General features: G+C 70.4%; 13 protein-coding genes. 12 read left to right on the top strand and 1 reads right to left on the bottom strand.

What is annotated here, in order from left to right:
- Positions 1-339: 339 nt before the first annotated feature.
- The 4 genes from ACMGDM_RS19680 (at position 340) to ACMGDM_RS19695 (ending at position 6,811) form a co-directional block, all read left to right on the top strand.
- Positions 340-1,197 (top strand): glucose 1-dehydrogenase, encoded by an 858-nt coding sequence (locus ACMGDM_RS19680; protein ID WP_436805835.1) that lies wholly within the window; start codon positions 340-342, stop codon positions 1,195-1,197.
- A 154-nt stretch (positions 1,198-1,351) separates the two neighbouring features.
- Positions 1,352-2,218 carry a manganese catalase family protein gene (locus tag ACMGDM_RS19685; protein WP_436805836.1) on the top strand — a complete coding sequence of 289 codons (867 nt, stop codon included), beginning with the start codon at positions 1,352-1,354 and terminating at the stop codon, positions 2,216-2,218.
- A gap of 217 nt (positions 2,219-2,435) precedes the next feature.
- On the top strand, positions 2,436-4,799 hold the full coding sequence (locus ACMGDM_RS19690) for a DUF3772 domain-containing protein (protein ID WP_436805837.1): 2,364 nt from the start codon (positions 2,436-2,438) through the stop codon (positions 4,797-4,799).
- Positions 4,800-4,867: 68 nt separating this feature from the next.
- A complete protein-coding gene (locus tag ACMGDM_RS19695; RefSeq protein ID WP_436805838.1) occupies positions 4,868-6,811 on the top strand; it encodes a putative bifunctional diguanylate cyclase/phosphodiesterase in 1,944 nt (647 codons plus the stop codon).
- A 140-nt stretch (positions 6,812-6,951) separates the two neighbouring features.
- Here ACMGDM_RS19695 and ACMGDM_RS19700 read toward each other — a convergent pair whose 3' ends face one another.
- On the bottom strand, positions 6,952-8,004 hold the full coding sequence (locus ACMGDM_RS19700) for a LacI family DNA-binding transcriptional regulator (protein ID WP_436805839.1): 1,053 nt from the start codon (positions 8,002-8,004) through the stop codon (positions 6,952-6,954).
- Between the two features lie 122 nt (positions 8,005-8,126).
- Between ACMGDM_RS19700 and ACMGDM_RS19705 the strand changes: the two genes are divergently transcribed.
- From ACMGDM_RS19705 to treY, 8 genes are all read left to right on the top strand, one after another.
- Complete coding sequence (locus tag ACMGDM_RS19705) at positions 8,127-9,326, top strand: MFS transporter (RefSeq protein WP_436805840.1); 1,200 nt, start codon at positions 8,127-8,129, stop codon at positions 9,324-9,326.
- 56 nt (positions 9,327-9,382) lie between these two features.
- Positions 9,383-10,288, top strand: a complete 906-nt coding sequence (locus ACMGDM_RS19710) for a LysR family transcriptional regulator (RefSeq protein WP_436805841.1) — start codon at positions 9,383-9,385, stop codon at positions 10,286-10,288.
- Positions 10,289-10,418: 130 nt separating this feature from the next.
- On the top strand, positions 10,419-11,477 hold the full coding sequence (locus tag ACMGDM_RS19715) for an NAD(P)-dependent alcohol dehydrogenase (RefSeq protein ID WP_436805842.1): 1,059 nt from the start codon (positions 10,419-10,421) through the stop codon (positions 11,475-11,477).
- Positions 11,478-11,715: 238 nt separating this feature from the next.
- Complete coding sequence (locus ACMGDM_RS19720; protein WP_436805843.1) at positions 11,716-12,120, top strand: DUF2934 domain-containing protein; 405 nt, start codon at positions 11,716-11,718, stop codon at positions 12,118-12,120.
- Between the two features lie 39 nt (positions 12,121-12,159).
- Positions 12,160-14,310: a glycogen debranching protein GlgX gene (gene glgX, locus ACMGDM_RS19725; RefSeq protein WP_436805844.1), complete on the top strand. Its 2,151-nt coding sequence runs from the start codon at positions 12,160-12,162 to the stop codon at positions 14,308-14,310.
- Entirely contained in the window at positions 14,307-15,995 is a 1,689-nt protein-coding gene (gene treZ / locus ACMGDM_RS19730) for a malto-oligosyltrehalose trehalohydrolase (RefSeq protein WP_436805845.1), read from the top strand. The genes glgX and treZ overlap by 4 nt, the downstream gene beginning before the upstream one ends.
- Before the next feature lie 325 nt (positions 15,996-16,320).
- Positions 16,321-18,207 carry a 4-alpha-glucanotransferase gene (gene malQ, locus ACMGDM_RS19735; protein ID WP_436805846.1) on the top strand — a complete coding sequence of 629 codons (1,887 nt, stop codon included), beginning with the start codon at positions 16,321-16,323 and terminating at the stop codon, positions 18,205-18,207.
- A complete protein-coding gene (gene treY / locus ACMGDM_RS19740) occupies positions 18,204-20,534 on the top strand; it encodes a malto-oligosyltrehalose synthase (RefSeq protein WP_436805847.1) in 2,331 nt (776 codons plus the stop codon). Before malQ ends, treY begins: the two co-directional genes overlap by 4 nt.
- Positions 20,535-20,543 lie beyond the last annotated feature (9 nt).

Consider the following 20,543-nt stretch of genomic DNA (forward strand, 5'->3'; position numbering starts at 1 on the left):
CCACATGTCCCTTCATCTTAACCTACAATGTCAAAGAGCCGCCGACGAAGAAACCGGACACCACACCCTCCCCCATCTTCCAATCGGGGAGAACAGTGTCCATCCTATCTGGCGACCGACCCAGAAGCACCGCCTCAGCAGCACCCCCCGTCCGGTGAAGCGGCATATATGGACCACTCTCGCACCGGTCAAGCGATTCGATGACAGTTTTTTGGCGGATCGGTTTCACTTCGTCGCGCGCGTCATCCCGCGGGAATACTGGCTGATTCACGTCAGTCATCGGAACGTGGCGCCTGACCTGATCGGTTGGAAACCCGACCAAGAATGGAGATCCCCGCCATGACCAACTATCCCACACCGCCCTACCCCGAACAGCAACAGTCGATGCCCGGCACCACAGAGGCGATGAGCCCGCGCCCCGATCACGGCGAGCACAGCTATGTCGGCCACGGCCGGCTCACCGACAAGAAAACCATCGTCACCGGGGGTGACAGCGGGATCGGCCGTGCGGTGGCGCTCGCCTTCGCGCGAGAGGGCGCCGACGTGCTGATCTCCTATCTCAACGAAGACGAGGACGCCCGCGAGACCCAGCGGCTGGTGGAGGAGGCCGGGCGCACCGCATTGCTCGTGCCCGGCGACATCAGCGATCCGGCGCATGCCCGGGCGGTGATCGAGCGCGCGGTGGAGGCGTTCGGCCGGCTCGACGTGCTCGTCAACAATGCAGCACACCAGGCCACCTTCGCGGCGCTGGAAGACATAACCGACGAGGAGTGGCAGCTCACCTTCGCCACCAACATCCACGCGATGTTCTATCTGTCCAAGGCGGCGGTGCCGCATATGCGCGAGGGATCGTCGATCATCAACACCACCTCGATCAATGCCGACCAGCCGAGCGAGCAGCTGCTCGCTTACGCCACCACCAAGGGCGCGATCCACAATTTTACCGCCGGGCTGGGCCAGATGCTCGCCAAGCGCCGCATCCGCGTCAATGCGGTCGCACCGGGACCGGTGTGGACTCCGCTGATCCCCTCGACGATGCCGCCGGAGAAGGTGACGAGCTTCGGCGAGAACACGCCGATCGGGCGCGCCGCGCAACCCGCCGAACTCGCCCCCGCTTATGTGTTCCTCGCCAGCGACGAGGCGAGCTACGTGCTGGGCGCCACCATCGCGGTAACGGGCGGCCGCCCCTTCCTGTGAGAAGGAGACGCGTTCGGCGACCTCCTGCCGGGCGCGTCAAACTTGACCCAAGTTGCTGCAAAATGGTCGCTTTACTAATCCAAGCTAGTAAACTTCCGTTGCGCTGAGCCGTTGGCGATGGATCGGGGCGGGTTCATCGAAACGAGGACGAGCGATGTATTATCACGACAAGCGGCTGCAATATCCGGTGCAGGTCACCAAGCCCGATCCGGCGTTCGCGCGGATGCTCCAGCAGGCGATCGGCGGCGTCGAAGGCGAGATCCGCGTCTGCATGCAATATTTCTTCCAGGCCTGGGGCAACCGCGCGCCCAACCCGAAATATCGCGACATGCTGCTCCACACCGCGACCGAGGAGATCGGCCATATCGAAATGCTCGCCACCGCCGTGGCGCTCAACCTCGACAAGGCGCCGGCCAGCTTGCAGGAAGAAGGCGCGGCGGACGGGATCGTCGGCGCGGTGATGGGCGGCGAGCGCCCGCGCCACGTCATCGAGGGGCTGATCCACAAGAACCTGCTCTCCACCGGCCTTGCCGCGATGCCGGTGGACTCGGACGGCGTCCCGTTCAACATGAGCCACATCTATGCCAGCGGCAACGTCGCCGCCGACATGTATTGCAACGTCGCCGCGGAGAGCACCGGTCGCGTGCTCGCGACGCGGCTGTACAATGCCGCGCATGACGAGGGCATGAAGAAGATGCTCCACTTCATGATCGCGCGCGACACGATGCACCAGGAGCAATGGCTTGCGGTGATCGAGGAGCTGGGCGGCGCCGCTACCCAGTTGCCCATCCCCAATTCCTTCCCTCAGGAGCAGGAGGATCAGGAGCACAATTACGACTTCTTCGTGACCTCGCTCGACGGCACCTACCCCGAGGGACGCTGGACCAGCGGGCCGTCGATCGACGGGCGCGGCGAGTTCACCGTGTTCCGCAACGAGCCGATGGGCGGCGAACCCGATCTCGGCGCGGCGCGGCCGGACGGCATGGCGCAGAAGGAGCAGGTCGGCACCAGCGCGGTCTGACCCGCGGCGCGCGTCCTCGCTTGACTGCGATGAGGGAGACGGGATCGGCTTCGGCCGGTCCCGTTTCACTTTGCGGCGGCGTCGCACCCGTCGCGGCGCATCCGTACGCACGCCCTCGGCGCCGCTCACCGGCCACGCGGCTGGCCGCACGCCGGCCTGCTCTGCTAACGGCCGAGCGATGATACGGTGCTCGCTGTCCGACTGTGCCCGCGCGGCCATGCTCTCGCTGCTGGCGCTGACGCTATGGCTCGTCCCTGCCGCCGCGCTGGCGCAGGCCGATCCGATTACCACCGCCACGGCGCGGCTGATCAAGGCCGAGCGTGAGGTCCACGCCGTCGACGGTGCACTCAACCAGTCGCTCGACCGCGAGACGCGCGACGCGCTGCGCGACCGGGTCAACGCCGCGCGCGAGGACGCCGCCGCCGCTGCCGACCAGCTCGCCGATCAGCTCGCATTGATCGATGCGCGCGCCGCGCAACTCGGTCCCGCCAGCGCCAGCGAGGCGCCCGACCTCGCGGCGCAGCGCGCCCGGCTCGCGCGTCAGCGCACCGCGATCGACTCGAACAGCAAGCGCGGGCGGTTGATCGCGGTGGAGGCGCAGCAGCTCGTCGACGAGATCAACCAGAGCGAGGCGGAGCAGTTCAGCCAGACGATCGCGGCGCACGTCCCCTCCCCGCTCTCGCCCGCCTTCTGGAGCGCGGTGCTCCAGTCGGCGCCGCGCGACCTGCGCCGCATCAGCAGCTTCGTCGCGCAGGGCAGCCACCAGCTCGCCGCGGGCTGGCGTGGCACCTTGCCCTGGCCCGCGCTGCTCGGCTTGCTGCTCGCGCTGACGATCATGGGGCCGGCACGCGCGGCGGCGCAGCGGGTCGGGCTGCGCTTCCTGATCGACGACGCGCCCGGGCACCGCGTGCGCCGCTCCGGCAACGCGATCTGGCGCGTGCTGGTGGGGACGCTGACCCCGCTGCTCGCCAGCTTCGCGCTAACCCAGGGGCTGCGCTGGTCCGGGCTGGTGCCGGCGGCGTGGAGCCCGCTGGTCGACGCCTTCACCGTCGCCGCCACCTTCGCCGGCTTCACCGCCGCGGTCACCGGCGCGCTGCTGATGCGCAACCAGCCGAGCTGGCGCGTCGCGCCGATCGCCGATGACGTCTCGCACCGGCTGCGGCCGTTCAGCTGGCTGCTCGCCGCGGTCGCCTTCTTCGCGATCATGGTGGAGAGCTTCAACGCGGCAGTGGGCGCCAGCGCCGCGGCGTTGAGCGCGACCCAGGCGATCGAGGCGCTGATCCACCTCGCGCTGCTCGCCGCGGCGCTGGTGGCGCTCGGCCGCCTGCGCGCCACCCGTGACGAGGACGCGGAGGCGCCGGCGCGCGCCGGGCTGGGCGCCGCCGCGCTGGTCGCGTGGATCGTCGTCCTGGTAGCCACGATCGCGCTGCTGCTCGGCTATCTCGGTCTGGCGCGCTTCGCGGTGCAGATCGTCGCCTGGGGTCTGGTGCTCGGCAGCGCCACCTTCCTCCTGATGGCGGCGATCGATGACGTCGCCACCACGGTGTTCGCGCGCGACGCGGGCTTCGGGCGGACGCTCTCACGCGGGCTCGGCGTTCGCGGTGCGCTGATCGAACAGTTCGGCGTCCTCGCCTCGGGCGTGCTGCGCGTGCTGCTCGGGCTTACCGCGTTCGGGCTGCTGTTCTCGCCGTTCAACGGCGGCAACGGCATCGGCGCGCTGCTCACCCGGCTCGGCACGCTGGCGCAGGGCGTCCAGATCGGCGGCATCGCGATTTCGCCGGGCGCGATCCTGCGCGGCGTGGTGGTGCTGCTCATCGGGCTGGCGCTGGTGCGCGCCTTCATGCGCTGGCTCGAGCAGCGCTACCTGCCCGCCACCGATCTTGACGGGTCGGGGCGCAACTCGGTCAGCCTCGTCGCGCGCTATGTCGGCGTCGCGCTCGCGGTGATCTGGGCGCTGGCGTCGCTCGGCATCGGCGTGGAGCGGATCGCGTTGCTGCTCTCCGCCCTGTCGGTCGGTATCGGTTTCGGCTTGCAGGCGATCACCTCGAACTTCGTGTCCGGCCTGATCCTGCTGGCGGAGCGGCCGATCAAGATCGGCGACTGGATCCGCGTCGGCACCGATGAGGGCGACGTCAAGCGCATCAGTGTGCGCTCGACCGAGATCGCGCTGGCGGACCACAGCACGCTGATCGTCCCCAACTCGGAGCTGATCACCAAGTCGGTGCTCAACAAGACTCTCGCCAATCCGCTCGGCCGCATCCAGATCCAATTTTCGGTGCCGCTGGGCAGCGATGCCGACGCGGTGCGCGCGATCGTCGCGCAGGCGTTCGCCGACGAGACCGCGATCCTCGACGATCCCGCCCCGGCGATCTTCATCGATTCGATCACGGACGGGCGGATCTTCTTCAACTGTTTCGCGCATGTCGCGTCGCCGCGCGCGGCCTACGGCGCACGCAGCGCGATCTTCACCGTGCTGCTGCGCCGGTTCCGCGCCGAGTCGATCGAGCTCGGCACCGTGCCACAGCGGCTGGAACTGGTCGCGCCACCGCCCAACGGGAACGAACGACAGCCTCCAGGTTAGTGTCTTGAAAGCTCCTGCGCCGTATGATCGCGCCCGGGGTCGCGCTCGAGCGCGAAAGGGGACGTGGGATGGTGAGGCGGCTGTACCGTTGGTACGCCGGGATCGGGGACGATCCTCGGTTGGCGATCGCGCAGGCAACGAACCTCTACCGCCAGGTGCCGCTGCTCTACGGACTGCTGCTGATCAATTCGCTGGCAGTGGCAGCGACGCACCGCCACAGCGCGCCGGCGGTGCTGACCGTCACCGTGCCCGCGATCCTGTTCCTGATCACGCTCACACGTTTGCTGCGATGGATCGGCGCGGCGCGGCGACGGGCGACGCCCTCGCCTGCGCTGGCGCGGCGGCAGCTGCGCACGATCACCGCGGCCGCCGGCCCGATCGCGACCGCCTATATGATGTGGTCGCTGATGCTGATGCGCTACGGCGGCCCGGCCCAGCAGACCCATGCCGCGGTCTATCTCTCCACCACGGTGATGGGCTGCCTGTTCTGCCTCATGTCGCTGCCGCAGGCGGCGCTGTTGGTGGCGATCATGGTGGTGCCGCCATTCGTCGCCGCTTGCCTAACGAACGACGAGATGATGTTTGCGGTGATCGCGATCAACGTCGCGCTGGTCGTCACGGTGCTGCTCCGCGTGCTGTTCAACAGCTTCGATTATTTCCGCGGCCAGGTCGCGGCGCGCGCCGCGCTCGAGCATCAGCATGCCGAGCTGGTGCGGCTCAACGCGGAGAACGGGCGGCTGGCGCGCACCGACAGTCTCACCGGGCTCCCCAACCGCCGCCAGTTCCACCACGATCTCGACCTGCTCGCCGCGTCCGACGATGGCGCCACCTTCGCGGTCGGGCTGCTCGACCTCGACCGCTTCAAGCCGGTCAACGACACGTACGGCCACCATGTGGGCGATCTGCTGCTGGTCGAACTGGCACGTCGGATGCGCGCGATCGCGGGATTGTCGACCACGATCTACCGGCTTGGGGGCGACGAGTTCGGGTTGCTGACGGTAGGCGCGCGCGACGAGGCGGTCACCGCCGCCCAGTGGCTCTGCCAGAGCATCGCCGCGCCGTTCAGCGTCGGCGAGCTGCGCGTGGCGGTCGGCGGTTCGCTCGGGCTCATGCTGTCGGACGATAGCGAGAGCGCCAACGAGCTGTTCGATTGCGCGGATTATGCACTCTATTACGCCAAGCGGATCAATGGCGGCGGCACCTGCGTCTTCACCCCCGACATGGCGCGCGCGATCCGTACCGATCGCGCGATCGAGGCCGCGCTCCAGGCCAGCGCGCTCGAGGACGAGCTGCGCGTGGTGGCGCAGCCGATCGTCGCCGCGGCGACCGGCACGATCACCGCGGTGGAGTGGCTCGCGCGCTGGCACGGCCCGCTGGTCGGCGAGGTGCCGCCGGCCGAGTTCATCGCCATCGCGGAGCGCTCGCTGCTGATCCACGACATCACCTTGGCGGTGTTCCGCAAGGGACTCGCCGCGGCCCGCGCGCTCCCGGCCGAGCTGGCACTGTCGTTCAATCTGTCGGCGCGCGACCTCCACTCTCCCGCGACGATGGTCAGCATCGAGCGCGAGATCGCCGCCTCGGGCATCGCGCCCGAGCGGATCTGGATCGAAGTGACCGAGACCGCGGTGATGCGCGACCCGCCCGCCGCGGCCCGTGCGCTGGCGCAGCTGCGTGCGCGCGGCATCAAGGTGGCGCTCGACGATTTCGGCACGGGCTATTCGAGCCTCAGCAACCTGCACCAGCTCCCGCTCGACAAGGTCAAGATCGACCGCAGCTTCCTCGCCGACGTCGAGGCGGCGCGCGGCTGGGCGGTGGTGGCGGCGGTCGTGGCGATGTGCCGGTCGCTCGCGCTGGACTGCGTCGCCGAGGGGGTCGAGACCGAGGCGCAGCGGGAGGCGCTGCTGCGGATCGGGTGCGACTTCGCGCAGGGCTATCTGTTCTCGCCGCCGGTCGAGCCCGAGGCCGCGGCGGTGCTGCTGCACGAGTGGGATCGGCGGCGCGAGGCGGCCTGAACGGCGCGGCAAAACGCTTCTGCCTTTCCTCGGTCCTCCGCGAGCCCGCACCTACGACGCGCAGGCAGCCCACTCGACATATGGCGCCGCTACAGCAGAAACCGGCGTAACGGGTGGCCACAACGCCCCAGCCCTGCTCCTCACCCCCGCGGCGGCGCGGTCGAGGCGCGCACCTTCAGATCGCCCGCGATCACCACCGGCGCCGCGGGGCGCGAGCGTCCGTTGAGCTGCGCGATGATCAGCTCGACCGCGCGCGCGGTCACCGCCGCGATCGGCTGCTCCATCGCGGTGAGCGGCGGGTGCGAAAAGCGCGCGATCGGCGTGTCGTCGAATCCCACGACCGACAGATCGTCGGGCACGACCAGGCCGCGGTCGCGCGCCGCCGCGAGCGCGCCGAGCGCCATCTGGTCGCTGCTGGCGAGGATCGCGGTGGGCGGCACTGCGGCGTCGAGCAGGTCGAGCGCCGCCGCCACCCCGCTCTGGAAGCCGAAGTCGCCGAGCGCGATCAGGCCGCCGTCCGACGCGCCCGCCGCCGTCATCGCCGCGCGCCAGCCATCGGTGCGCTGCGCGCTCACCGCATAGTCCGCCGGCCCGGCGATGAAGCCGATGCGGCGATGCCCGAGCCCGAGCAGATGCTCGGTGGCGCGCCGCGCGCTCGCTTCGTCCGCCATCGACAGCGCGAGCCCGGTGCCGCCGTTCTGCGCACCGATCCGCGCGAAGGCGATGTCGTGGCGATCGAGCAGTTCGGCGATCAGCGGATTGTCCGAGTGCGGCGGGGTGAGGATCACGCCGTCGGGCTGGAGCGCCGCGATCGTCGCGGCCAGCTCGCGCTCGATCCGGTCGCTGTGCGTGTCGACCAGCTCGAGCAGCATACGGTAACCGTGGCGCGCGCAGGTCAGCATGCCGCCGAGCAGCATCTGGTCGACCCAGTCGGTGCCCTGCCGGGCGCACCAGTCGGCGATGGTGCGGTCGCGGTCGTTGAGCGCAAGGATCAGATAGCTGCGCGACCCGCCCATGCGCTGTGCCGCCAGCGAAGGCACATAGCCGAGCCGGGTGATCGCCTCGCGCACCCGCTCCGCCATCGCCGGGCGCACGTTGGGCTCGTTGTTGATCACGCGGCTGACGGTCTGCAGCGAGACCCCCGCGTCTGCCGCGACATGCTTGATCGTCACCGCCTGGCGTCGCCGTGCCATGTCTGCCCCTCCCCCAAACGCATCGGCGTCTACCACCGCCATAGCCAAGCACGCGCACGCTCGCCATCATCATCGCGCCGCCGCTGGCATCGCCCCGCCGCGGCCCTATCATGCGCGCGCTCATGCCCCTAGCTCACTCCCGCCCCGCCCGACCGACCGTCTTCCTGCTCGCCTTCGCGCTCGCTTATGCCGGCGGCGTGATCGGCTACCTCCCGCTGCTCACGCTGTTGCTGCCGCTCAAGATCCATGCGGTGGCGGGGGCGGCGCGTATCCCGCTGCTCAGCCTCGCCGCGATCCTCGGCGCTATCGCGGCGAGCGCGGGCAATGTGCTGTTCGGCTGGCTGAGCGACCGCTCGCTCGCGCGCGGCGGGGGGAGGCGGCGCTGGATCGCGGGCGGGCTTGTCGCCACCATCGCCAGCTACGCGCTGGTGGCGGCGGCGCAGAGCGCGACCGCGATCGTGTTGGCCATCATGGCCTTCCAGCTCGCGATCAACGCGGTGCTCGCGCCGCTGCTGCCGATCATGGCGGACGAGATCGCCGACGAGCGCAAGGGGCTAGCTGCCGGACTGCTCGCGCTCGGCAACCCCGCGGCCGCCTTCGTGTCGGCGCTGCTCGTGTCTGACGAGACGATCGCGGACGCCACCCGGCTGGCGCTGATCCCGCTGGTGGTCGCGCTCGCGCTGCTGCCGCTGCTGCTGCTCCGCGGCGCCGCCGCCTCGTCTCCGCCGGCGCTCGCACACGCGCCGCGCCTGCCGCGGCGCGACCTGCTGATCGCGGCCGCCGCGCGGCTGCTGATGCAGCTCGCCAACGCGGCGCTGTCGCTCTACCTGCTTTACGTGTTCGAGAGCGTCGCCCCGGGCGAGCGCCCGCTCCTGCTCGCACGCCAGGTCGGTACGCTGCTGACGATCTGCTACGTCATCCCGTTGCCGCTGGCGCTGCTGGTCGGTCGCTGGTCCGACCGGGTCGGACGACGGCAGCCCTTTCTGGTCGGCGCCGGGATCGTCGCGGTGGCCGGTCTGGTCGCGATGGCGCTCGCCGGCGACACAACATCGGCGGCGGTCGGCTTCGCCACCTATTCGGTGGGCTCGGCGGTATTCCTCGCACTGCATTCGGCCTTCGCGCTCCAGTTGCTGCCGGATCCGCGCTGGCGCGGGCGTGACCTCGGGCTGCTCAACCTGACCAATACGCTTCCCGCACTGATCGGGCCGCTGATGACTTGGACGCTGGCGACACCACAGGACTTTGCCCTGCTCCTCTTGGTGCTCGCCGGGCTGACGGCGCTGGGCACCGCCGCGGTGACGCTGGTGCGCGCCCGCCGCTGAGCCCTCGCCGCGGCCACCCGGTTGCCAGCGGCGGCGCGACCGCGCACAGCATCGCCATGTCCAACGGCCGCGGCGACCTGCCCGATCTCGGTTACTTCCTCGCCATTGCGCGGCATCTCAGCTTCGCGCGTGCGGCCATCGAGCTGCGCGTCACCGCCTCCGCGCTCAGCCACTCGATGAAGGCGCTGGAGGCGCGGCTCGGGGTAAGGCTGCTCCACCGCACCAATCGCAGCGTCACGCTCACCGCCGCAGGGGAGCAGTTGCGCGACTCGATCAGCGCGCCGCTCGACGCGATCGGCGTCGCGATAGAGGGACTCAACCGATTCCGCGACACCCCCACCGGACGGATCCGGCTCAACGTCGCGGTCGACGCCGCGCGCCGGCTGCTCGCGCCGGTGCTGCCGTCGTTCGTCGAACGCTATCCCGACATCGAGGTCGACGTCGTCGCGAGCAACCGGCTGGTCGACGTCGTCGGCGAGGGGTTCGACGCGGGAATCCGTTACGGCGGCACCGTGCCCGAGGACATGATCGCGCTGCGGCTGTCGCGCGACCTCCGCTGGGTCGTCGCCGCCGCGCCGGCCTATCTCGATCGCCACGGCGAACCCGAGCGGCCGCATGACCTTGCGCGGCATCGCTGCATCCGACTGCGCCAGGGCGCAGGCCGCATCTATCATTGGGAGTTCGGCAGCGGCGACGACGAGTTCGCGCTCGACGTGCCGGGCGCGGTCACGGTCGACGACACCGACGTGGCGCTCTCGCTCGCGCTCGACGGCACCGGACTGATGTACGGCCCGGAGCCGGTGTTCGCCGAAGCGCTTGCCGCCGGCACGCTGCGGCTGGTGCTCGAGCCCTGGGCCGCGATCGGTGGCGGCTACCATCTGTATTATTCGAGCCGCCGCCAGGTGCCGACCGCGCTGCGACTGCTCGCCGACCATATCCGCGAGAGACGGCCCCTGGGGTAAGCGACCTGGCCTGACACTGAGATGTTCTCACCGCTGCGTTGAGGCCGGCCGCGCTGCGCCTGCCCCTCGCTGCGCCTATCTGGGAGCTGCGCGCCCGGCGGTGCGCCTGTGTCTACCAAGGGGAACAATCATGGCCACCAAAGCCTATGGCGCCACGGCGAGCGACAAGCCGCTCGAGCCGATGGATATCACCCGCCGCGAGCCGGGGGCGCATGACGTCCAGATTGCGATCGCTTATTGCGGCGTCTGCCACTCCGACCTTCACCAGGTTCGCGGCGAATGGGCCGGCACGCTATACCCCTGCGTGCCCGGTCACGAGATCGTCGGCCATGTCACCGCGGTTGGCGGCGAGGTCACCCGCTTCAAGGTGGGCGACACGGTCGGGGTCGGCTGCATGGTCGACAGCTGCCAGCATTGCGCCTCGTGCGACGAGGGGCTGGAGCAATATTGCACCGGGGGCGGCTTCGTCGGCACCTACAACGGCCCCACCGCGGACGCACCCGGCCACACGCTCGGCGGCTATTCGGCGGCGATCACCGTCTCGGACAAGTTCGTGCTGAAGATCAGCCATCCGGAGGAGCAGCTCGCCGCCGTGGCGCCGCTGCTGTGCGCCGGCATCACCACCTATTCGCCGCTGCGCCACTGGAACGTCGGTCCGGGCAAGAAGGTCGGCGTGGTCGGCATCGGCGGGCTGGGCCATATGGGTGTCAAGATCGCGCATGCGATGGGCGCGCACGTCGTCGCCTTCACCACCTCCGAGTCGAAGCGCGACGCCGCGACCGCGCTCGGCGCTGATGAGGTGATCAACTCGCGCAACAGCGAGGAGATGGCGGCGCATGCCGGCAGCTTCGACATGATCCTCAACACCGTTGCGGCGAGCCACGACCTCGATGCCTTCACTGCGCTGCTCAAGCGCGACGGCACGCTGGTGCTGGTCGGCGTGCCCGAGCACCCCCACCCCTCGCCCAGCGTCGGCACGCTGGTCTTCGGCCGCCGCGCGATCGCGGGCTCGCTGATCGGCGGCATCGCCGAGACGCAGGAGATGCTCGACTTCTGCGCCGAGAAAGGGGTGACCGCCGACATCGAGATGATCCGCATCCAGCAGATCGACGAAGCCTATGATCGGATGCAGCGTAGCGACGTGAAGTACCGCTTCGTGATCGACAACGCGACGCTGGCGGAGGCGTAAGGAGCTAAATCCTCCCCGCATGGCGGGGAGGGGCACCGCGACGCGAAGCGTCGTGGTGGAGGGGGCTCTCCCCACAGCGCATCGCTCGCGGAGCGCCCCCTCTACCATGCTGCGCATGGTCCCCCTCTGCGCCGGGGAGGATTGCTCATCCCCCGCAACGATTTTCTCCGCCCGCTTGCGACGATCCCGCGCCTCGAGAGTTACAGCCGCGGAAAACCGGGCAAAAAAGGGAACGGGCATGTCGGACGATCGCGAGGGACGGATCCGCGAGCGGGCTTATCGGCTGTGGCAGGACGAGGGCGAGCCGCACGGCAAGCACGACACGCATTGGCAGCAGGCCGAGAGCGAGTTTGCCGGCGAACAGCCCGACACCACGCCCGAGCCGCAGGACGGCAGCGATACGCCCGCGGTAACCTCCGGGGATGAGACGACCGGCGCCGAGCTGACCAAGCCGCTCGCCAACGAGCCCGCCGACTCTCCGGCCACCACCATCCCTTCGGGCAGCGCGCCGAGCAGCGGCGACACCAATGCCGCCAGCAAGGCGCCGCGCGGTCGCCGTCCCAAGACGGTGGGCGCCGACACCAAGGCGACCGACGCCAGCGCGGCGCCGAAGCGGCCGGGACCGCGTACCAAGCGCGCCTGACGCGCGCCGCGGGTCTTCCCCGGCGCGAGATCTAAGACGATGATCGCCGCGCGCCTGCGCGGCCCCTCTCCTGTCGGGAGCACCAAGTTGCAAGACCTGCCGGACCGGCTCCAGCCGGGATCGCCGTACCCGCTCGGCGCCACGTTTGACGGCCTCGGCGTCAATTTCGCCGTGTTTTCCGCCAACGCCGACGCCATCGAGCTGTGCGTCTTCGATCCCGCGGGCAAGCGCGAGCTCAAGCGCATCCACCTGCCCGAGTGCACCGACGAGGTGTGGCACGGCTATCTTCCCGACGCCGGGCCGGGTCTGGTCTACGGTTATCGTGCGCACGGTCGCTACGCGCCCGAGGAAGGCCACCGCTTCAATCCCAACAAGCTGCTGCTCGACCCCTATGCGCGCCGCATCCAGGGGCAGATCAAATGGACCGACGCGCTCCACGGCTATCGCATCGGCCATCGCCGCGAGGACCTGTCGTTCGACAAGCGTGACAGCGCCCCCGCCATGCCCAAGGCGATGGTGGTCGACGATCACTGGGACTGGTCGCGCGATCAGCGGCCCAATACGCCCTGGTCCGAGACGGTGATCTACGAGGCGCACGTCAAGGGGCTGACCAAGCTGATGGAGCTGGTCCCCGCGCGGGAGCGGGGCACCTATGCCGCGCTCGGTCATCCCGCGGTGATCAAGCACCTGCAGCGGATCGGCGTCACCGCGATCGAGCTGCTGCCGATCCACAGCTTCACCCAGGACCGCTTCCTCCAGGAGAAGGGGCTGCGCAATTACTGGGGCTATAATTCGCTCGGCTTCTTCGCGCCGGAGCAGTCGTACATGGCGTCGGACCATCAGGACGAGCTGCGTCGCGCGGTGCATCGGCTCCACAAGGCCGGGATCGAGGTGATCCTCGACGTTGTCTACAACCACACCTGCGAGGGGTCCGAGCGCGGCCCGACCCTGTCGTGGCGCGGGCTCGACAACGCCAGCTATTATCGGCTGGTGCAGGACAATCCGCGCTACACCATCAACGACACCGGCACCGGCAACACGCTCAACATGAGCAAGGCGCGCGTGATCCAGATGGTCGCCGACTCGCTGCGCTACTGGGCGACCAGCTTCGGGATCGACGGCTTCCGCTTCGACCTTGGCCTCACGCTCGGGCGCGAGGATTATGGCTTCGACCCGGGCGCGGCCTTCTTCGACGTGCTGCGGCAGGATCCGGTGCTCGGCCGCCTCAAGCTGATCGCCGAGCCATGGGATGTCGGCCCCGGCGGCTACCAGCTCGGCAACTTCCCGCCCGGCTTCGCCGAGTGGAACGACAAATACCGCGACACCGTGCGCAAATACTGGCGCGGCGATCCGTCACAGCGCGGCGACCTCGCAGCGCGGCTGTCGGGCTCGGGCGATCTGTTCGACCGCCGCGCGCGGCGCCCCTGGGCCACGGTCAACCTCCTTTCCGCGCACGATGGCTATACGCTGGCCGACACGGTGATGTACGAGGGCCGCCACAACGAGGCCAATGGCGAGGACAATCGCGACGGTCATTCGGAGAATTACTCGCGCAACTGGGGCGCCGAGGGGCCGACCGACGATCCCTCGATCAACGACGCGCGCGGCCGCGTGATGCGCTCGATGCTGACCACCCTGCTCGCCTCGCTCGGCACGCCAATGCTGGTCGCCGGCGACGAGTTCGGGCGCACGCAGCAGGGCAACAACAATGCCTATTGCCAGGACAATGCGATCAGCTGGCTCGACTGGGAGGCCGCCGCGAGCGAGGACGGCCAGCGCCAGATCGAGTTCACCGCACGGCTCACCGAGCTGCGCCGGCGCTATCCCGTGCTGCGCGCCGCGGCTTTCCTCTACGGCCAGGACTCACCCGGCGAGGGCATCAATGACGTCGAGTGGTGGAACGAGCGGGGCGAGTGCATGATGCCGGAGGATTGGGACAATCCCGAAGGCCGCGCTCTGATGATGCGCCGAGCGACGCGTACCGAGGATGGCGAGGTCGAGGCGGTCTCACTGCTGCTCAACGCGGGCGCCGATCCGATCACGTTCCAGTTGCCCGCGCCGCAGACGCAACGCGTGGTGCTGCTCGACAGCGCCAAGCCCGAGCAGGGCGAGCTCGAGATTGCCGATAGCTACGAGGTGGCGCCGCAGGGTGCGGTGCTGCTGACGTGGCGGAGCGCGTTTCCGTCATGATGGCCTGGGGTCCCGAGTCGATCGAGGGCGGCGGCACGCGCTTTCGCCTGTGGGCGCCCGACGCCGCGGCAGTGACGCTCGAGCTCGCCGACGGCGCGCCCGTGGCGATGACGCCGGGGGAGGACGGCTGGTTCGCGGTCGAGAGCGCGGTCGGCGCGGGCGCGCGCTACCGCTTCCGCGTCGGCGACCAGGCGGTGCCCGATCCGGCGTCGCGCCGGCAGGACGGCGGGGTGCACGGCTGGAGCGTCGTCACCGACACCTGCTTCGACTGGCAGCACCCGCAATGGCGCGGGCGGCCGTGGCACGAGATGGTGATCGTCGAGCTTCACGCCGGCGCGCTCGGCGGCTTTGCTGGCGTGACCGGGCGGCTTGCCGACATCACTGCGAGCGGCGCCACCGCGATCGAGCTGATGCCGCTCGGCGCCTATGGCGGCGAGCGCGGCTGGGGTTATGACGGTGTGCTGCCCTATGCGCTGCACGAGGCCTATGGCACGCCTGACGAGCTGCGCACCCTGGTCGACGCCGCGCACGGGCTCGGACTGAGCGTCTTCGTCGACGTGGTGTACAACCACTTCGGCCCGGACGGGAATTATCTCGGGGTCTACGCCAAGAGCTTCTTCGACGAGGCCGTCCACACCCCCTGGGGCGGCGCGGTGAACGTGTCGGCGCCGCCGGTGGCCCAGTATTTCGTCGACAATGCGCTGATGTGGCTGCGCGACTATCGCGTCGACGGACTGCGCTTCGACGCCGTCCACGCCATCGCCGACGACGATTTCCTCGACGCCATGGCGGCCGAGCTGCGCGCCACGCTGCCGGGCCGCCACGTCCATCTCGTGCTCGAGAACGAGCGCAACGACGCCGCGCGGCTCCACGACGGCGGCTATGACGCGCAGTGGAACGACGATTTTCACAACGTCCTCCACGTGCTGCTCACCGGCGAGACGAGCGCTTATTACGGCGACTTCGCCGATCGCCCCGCCGAGCGGCTGGCGCGCTGCCTGGCGGAGGGCTTCATCTATCAAGGCGATCCCTCGCCCAACCACGACGGCAAGCCGCGCGGCACGCCGAGCAAGGGGCTGCCGCCGACGCGCTTTGTCGCCTTCCTCCAGAACCACGACCAGATCGGCAACCGCGCGATGGGCGAGCGGCTGACGCTGCTGACCTCGCCCGACAAGCTGCGCGCCGCCGCCGCGCTGCTGCTGCTGTGCCCGCAGGTGCCGCTGCTGTTCATGGGCGACGCGGAGGGAAGCGAGACGCCGTTCCTGTTCTTCACCGACTTTCACGACGAGCTGGCCGACGCGGTGCGCGAGGGCCGGCGCAAGGAGTTCGCCAAGTTCGACGCCTTCGCCGACGAGACGGCGCGCGCGCGCATCCCCGATCCCAATGCGGCGACCACGTTCGAGCGCTCGCGCCCCGAGCCGGGGCCGCACGCGGCGGCGTGGCGCGCGCTCTATGCCGACCTGCTCGCGCTGCGGGCGGAGCGGATCGTGCCCGGGCTGGAGGGCGCGGTCTCGCTCGGCGCACGGGCGACCGGGCCGTGGGCGGTGGAAGCGAGCTGGCGGCTCGGCGACGGCACCCTATTGGCGCTCGCGCTTGACCTCGGCGACGCGCCCGCGCCGCTGCCGACACCCGAGCGCGTGCTGTGGCGCGAGGGCGAGCGCTTCGTCGCCTGGGTGGGGGCGTGAGGATGGGCCTCTCCCCTCGTCACCCCGGCCTCGCGCCGGGGTCCATGGCGGCGCATACAAAATGCCGGCGGCGTTCGCGGCGCGATGGAGGCCGGGTCGAGCCCGGCATGACAGAAAGGTGCGATGTGGCCGCTTCGTCATCGTCGCGGCGCTCCCCTTCTCCGTCATCCCGGACTTGTTCCGGGATCCAGCCATCCGCCTACGCACCAGCCCCTGAATACGCGGCACGGTGGATCCCGGACCAAGTCCGGGATGACGGGAGGGTGTGGAGCGGGGTGCTCTCGCCCGTAGCCGCCCTTCCGCCTCGCTCGTCGGGCACCCTCGCATGACCGACCTCACCGCCAGAGCCGAAGCCGCCGGCCTTGTCCGCGACTGGGAGGATGCCGACGGCAACGCCCAGTGCGTGCCCGACGACGTGCTCGCCGCGATCGTCGACCGGCTCGATCCGACCCCCGCTGAGACGCCCTTCCTCTCCGCCGATGCGGGCGCCGCAATCGACCTTCCCGCCGACGCCACCGGGGCGGTCGAACTCCACTTCGAGGACGGCGGTCGCGCCGCCCCGAAGCGCGACGCCAGCGGGAGGCTCCCGCCGATCGATCGCCCCGGCTACCATCGCCTGCTCGTCGGCCAGCGCGCGTACACACTCGCGATCGCGCCGCGGCGCTGCCCCGAGCCGCCGCCGCGCAGCTGGGGCGCCGCGGTGCAGATCCCCGCGCTCCAGTCGCGCGAGCAGCGTGCGTTCGGCGACGCCGGCGCGCTGGCGGAGGCGGCGAGCGCGTTCGGGCGCGCCGGCGCGCACGCGCTGGCGATCAGCCCGACGCACGCGCTCTTCCCCGCCGACCCGAGCCGCTTCAGCCCGTATTCGCCGTCGACCCGGCTCTTCCACAACGTGCTGCTCGCCGATCCCGGCCTCATCGGCGTACCGTTGCCGCCTGCCCCCGCGCCTGCGCTGATCGAGTGGGAGAGCGCCGCGCGCGAGCGGCTTGCACAGCTGCGCGGCGCCTATGCGCTCGCCAGCGAGGCGGCGCGCTCGGCCGCGCTCGCCTTCCGCCGCCAGCGCGGCGCCGCGCTCGAGGCGCACGCGCGCTTCGACGCGCTGCACGCGCGCCTTGGCGGACACGGCTGGCAGGACTGGCCGAGCGACTATCAGGATCCCAGCTCGGACGCGGTGATCCGCTTCGCCGCCGAACAGGCCGACGACGTCGCCTTTTACGCCTTCCTCCAATGGCTTGCCGATCTCGGCCTCGCCAGCGCGCAGCGCGCCGCGCGCGAGCGGATGCGCATCGGGCTGATCGCCGACCTCGCCGTCGGCATGGACGGCGGCGGCAGCCACGCCTGGGGCGCGCGTGACGAGCTGCTCACCGGGCTCACCGTGGGCGCTCCGCCCGACCCGCTCGGCCCGGACGGGCAGAACTGGGGCATCACCGCGCTCGACCCCTTCGCACTCGAGCGCACCGGTTTCCGCCCCTTTATCGAGACGCTGCGCGCGACGCTGGCACACGCCGGCGGCATCCGCATCGACCATGCGCTCGGGCTCCAGCGGCTCTGGGTCATTCCCACGGGCGAGAGCGCCGACCGCGGTGCCTATCTCACGATGCCCGGCGATCATCTTCGCCGCATCGTCGCGATCGAGGCGCACCGCGCCGGCGCGCTGGTGATCGCCGAGGACCTCGGCACCGTCCCGCCCGGCTTCCGTGACGAACTCGCGCGGCGCTGCATGCTCGGCATGCGCGTGCTGCCGTTCGAGCGCGACAGCGACGGCAACTTCACCAATCCCGCCGGCTGGGACGAGATGGCGGTGGCGATGACCGGCACGCACGACACGCCCACGGTGGCGGGCTGGTGGAAGGGTCGCGACATCGACTGGGCATGGCGGCTCGGCCGCCGCTCGCGCCACGCCAGCGCGGCGGAGGACAAGGCACAGCGCGGCGAGGAACGCGCGGCATTGTGGCAGGCGATGGGAGAGGACGGCGCGCCCCCCGCGCAGCCGCCGCTCGACCGCGTGCTCGCGCATGTCGCCGCCGCGCCGGCGCCGCTCGCGATCGTACCGGTCGAGGACCTGCTCGGCGAGGAGGAACAGCCCAATTTGCCCGGGACGGTCGACGAGCATCCGAACTGGCGCCGTCGCCTTCCCGCCCCCACCGAGCAGTTGCTCGCGCAGCGCGACGTCGCGCGCCGCACCGGCCTGCTCACCGCCGAGAGACACGGATGACCCCACGCGCCACCTACCGCTTCCAGTTCCACAAGGACTTCACCTTCGCCGATGCGGAGGCGCTGGTGCCGTACCTCGACGCGCTCGGCGTCAGCCACGTCTATGCCTCGCCGATCACCGTGGCGACGCCGGGCTCGACCCACGGCTATGACGTCACCGACCCGACGCGGATCAATCCCGAGCTGGGCGGCGAGGATGCGTTCCGCGCCCTCGTCGCGGCGCTGCGCCCGCGCGACATGGGCGTGATCATCGACATCGTCCCCAATCATATGGGCGTCGCGGGCGGGCATAACGCATGGTGGCGCGACGTGCTGGCGCGCGGCGCCGACAGCCCGCATGCGCGCGTCTTCGATATCGACTGGCGCGAGCGCGTCGTGCTTCCGGTGCTTGGCGCGCCGCTGTCCGAGGCGCTGGCCAAGGGCGACATTGCGGTGGAACGCGATGGCGGTCGCTGGGAGGTGGTCGCCTATGGCGAGCACCGCTTCCCGATCCGCGACGAGGACCAGGCCGACGCGGGCGCGACTCCGCTCGCGCGGCTGCTCGAGCGCCAGCACTACCGGCTCGCTTATTGGCGGACCGCCAACGACCAGCTCAATTGGCGGCGCTTCTTCACCATCAACGAGCTCGCCGGCGTCCGCGCGGAGGACCCGGCGGTGTTCGAGGCGACCCACGCGCTCTATTTCCGCCTTCACGACGAGGGGCTGATCGACGGCGTCCGCGTCGATCATGTCGACGGGCTCACCGATCCGATCGGCTATTGTCGCCAGCTGCGCGCGCGGCTCGGCGCCGCGGCGTGGATCATCGTCGAGAAGATCCTCGGTGCGGGCGAACCGCAGCCGGAGAATTGGGCGATCGACGGCACCAGCGGCTATGACTTCATGGAACAGGTCAATGCCCTGCTCCACGACGCCGCAGCCGCGGAGCCGCTCGGCGCCTTGTGGGAGGACGTCAGCGGGCGCAGCGCCACCTTCGAACCGGAGGAGTTCGAGGCGCGCCAGGACCTGCTGTCATGGCAGTTCGCGGGCCAGCTCGACGCGTGCGTCGCCGCCTTTGCCGCGCTTGCCGTGACCGCGCCGGGCGGTGACGGCATCACGGCGGCGGCGCTGCGCCGCGCGATCGAGCGGCTGCTCTGGGTCTTTCCGGTTTACCGCACCTACGGCAACGGCACGGACGCGCCCGCGGCGGATGCGGCGGTGCGCGCGACGGTGCGCGCGCGAGTCGCCGAGCTGATCCCACCGGGCGAAGCGCCGATCACCGATCTGCTGCTGTCATGGCTCGCCGGCAACGGCCCCGGCGACGCCGCCCGCGCGCGCGAGGCGGTCCGCCGCTTTCAGCAGCTCTCCGCGCCGATCGCCGCCAAGGCGGTCGAGGACACCGCTTTCTATCGCTATGGCCGGCTGCTTTCGCGCAACGACGTCGGCTTCGACGCGGAAACGTTCGCGCTGTCTCCCGCCGCCTTCCACGACGTCATGGCGGAGCGCGCCCGCGCCGTGCCGCAGGCGATGCTCACCACTGCGACGCACGACCACAAGCGCGGCGAGGACGTGCGTGCGCGGCTGGCAGCGGTAAGCGCGCGCGCGAAGGCGTGGCAGGCATTCGCGCTGCGCTGGGTGGCGGAGGACGATCTGGTCGACCCGGCCGACGCCTATATGCTGCTCCAGACGCTCGTCGGCGCCTGGCCCGACGATGGCGCGGACGATGATTTCGCCAGTCGCGTCAAGGCGTGGCAGCAGAAGGCGTTGCGCGAGGCCAAGCTGCGCTCGTCGTGGGAGGCGCCCGACGCGATCTACGAGGACGCCGCGGACGCGCTGCTCGACCGCTGGCTGGCGGACGACACCTTCATTGCCGCGATCGAGACGCTGGTCGACGAGCTACGCCCCGTGGCGGAGGCGAATACGCTCGTGCAGGTGCTGCTGCGCTACACGCTGCCGGGCGTCCCCGATCTCTACCAGGGCACCGAGCTGGCGGATCTCTCGCTGGTCGATCCCGACAACCGCCGTCCGGTCGACTATGCCGCACGGGCGGCGCTGCTCGCGCAGGGCGCAGGATCGCGCAAGCTGCGGCTGATCGCGGACCTGCTCGCGCTGCGCCGCGCGCACCCGGCGCTGTTCCGCGAGGGTGATTATGCCGCCGCGGCGGTGAGCGGCGCTGGCGCGGCGCACCTGCTGGCGTTCGAGCGCCGCGGCGACGGGCGGACGCTGCGCTGCGCGGTGGCGCTCCACGGCATGCGCGAATGGGGCGACACGCAGGTGCGCTTCGCCTCGGGCGAGGTGGCCGCCGCGGACGAACTGTTCGCGGCAGGGCCGGCGTTCTTCGTGATGGTGTGAGGCACGAGT

It is taken from the genome of Sphingomonas larreae (genome assembly GCF_051400595.1).
Classification (GTDB): domain Bacteria; phylum Pseudomonadota; class Alphaproteobacteria; order Sphingomonadales; family Sphingomonadaceae; genus Sphingomonas.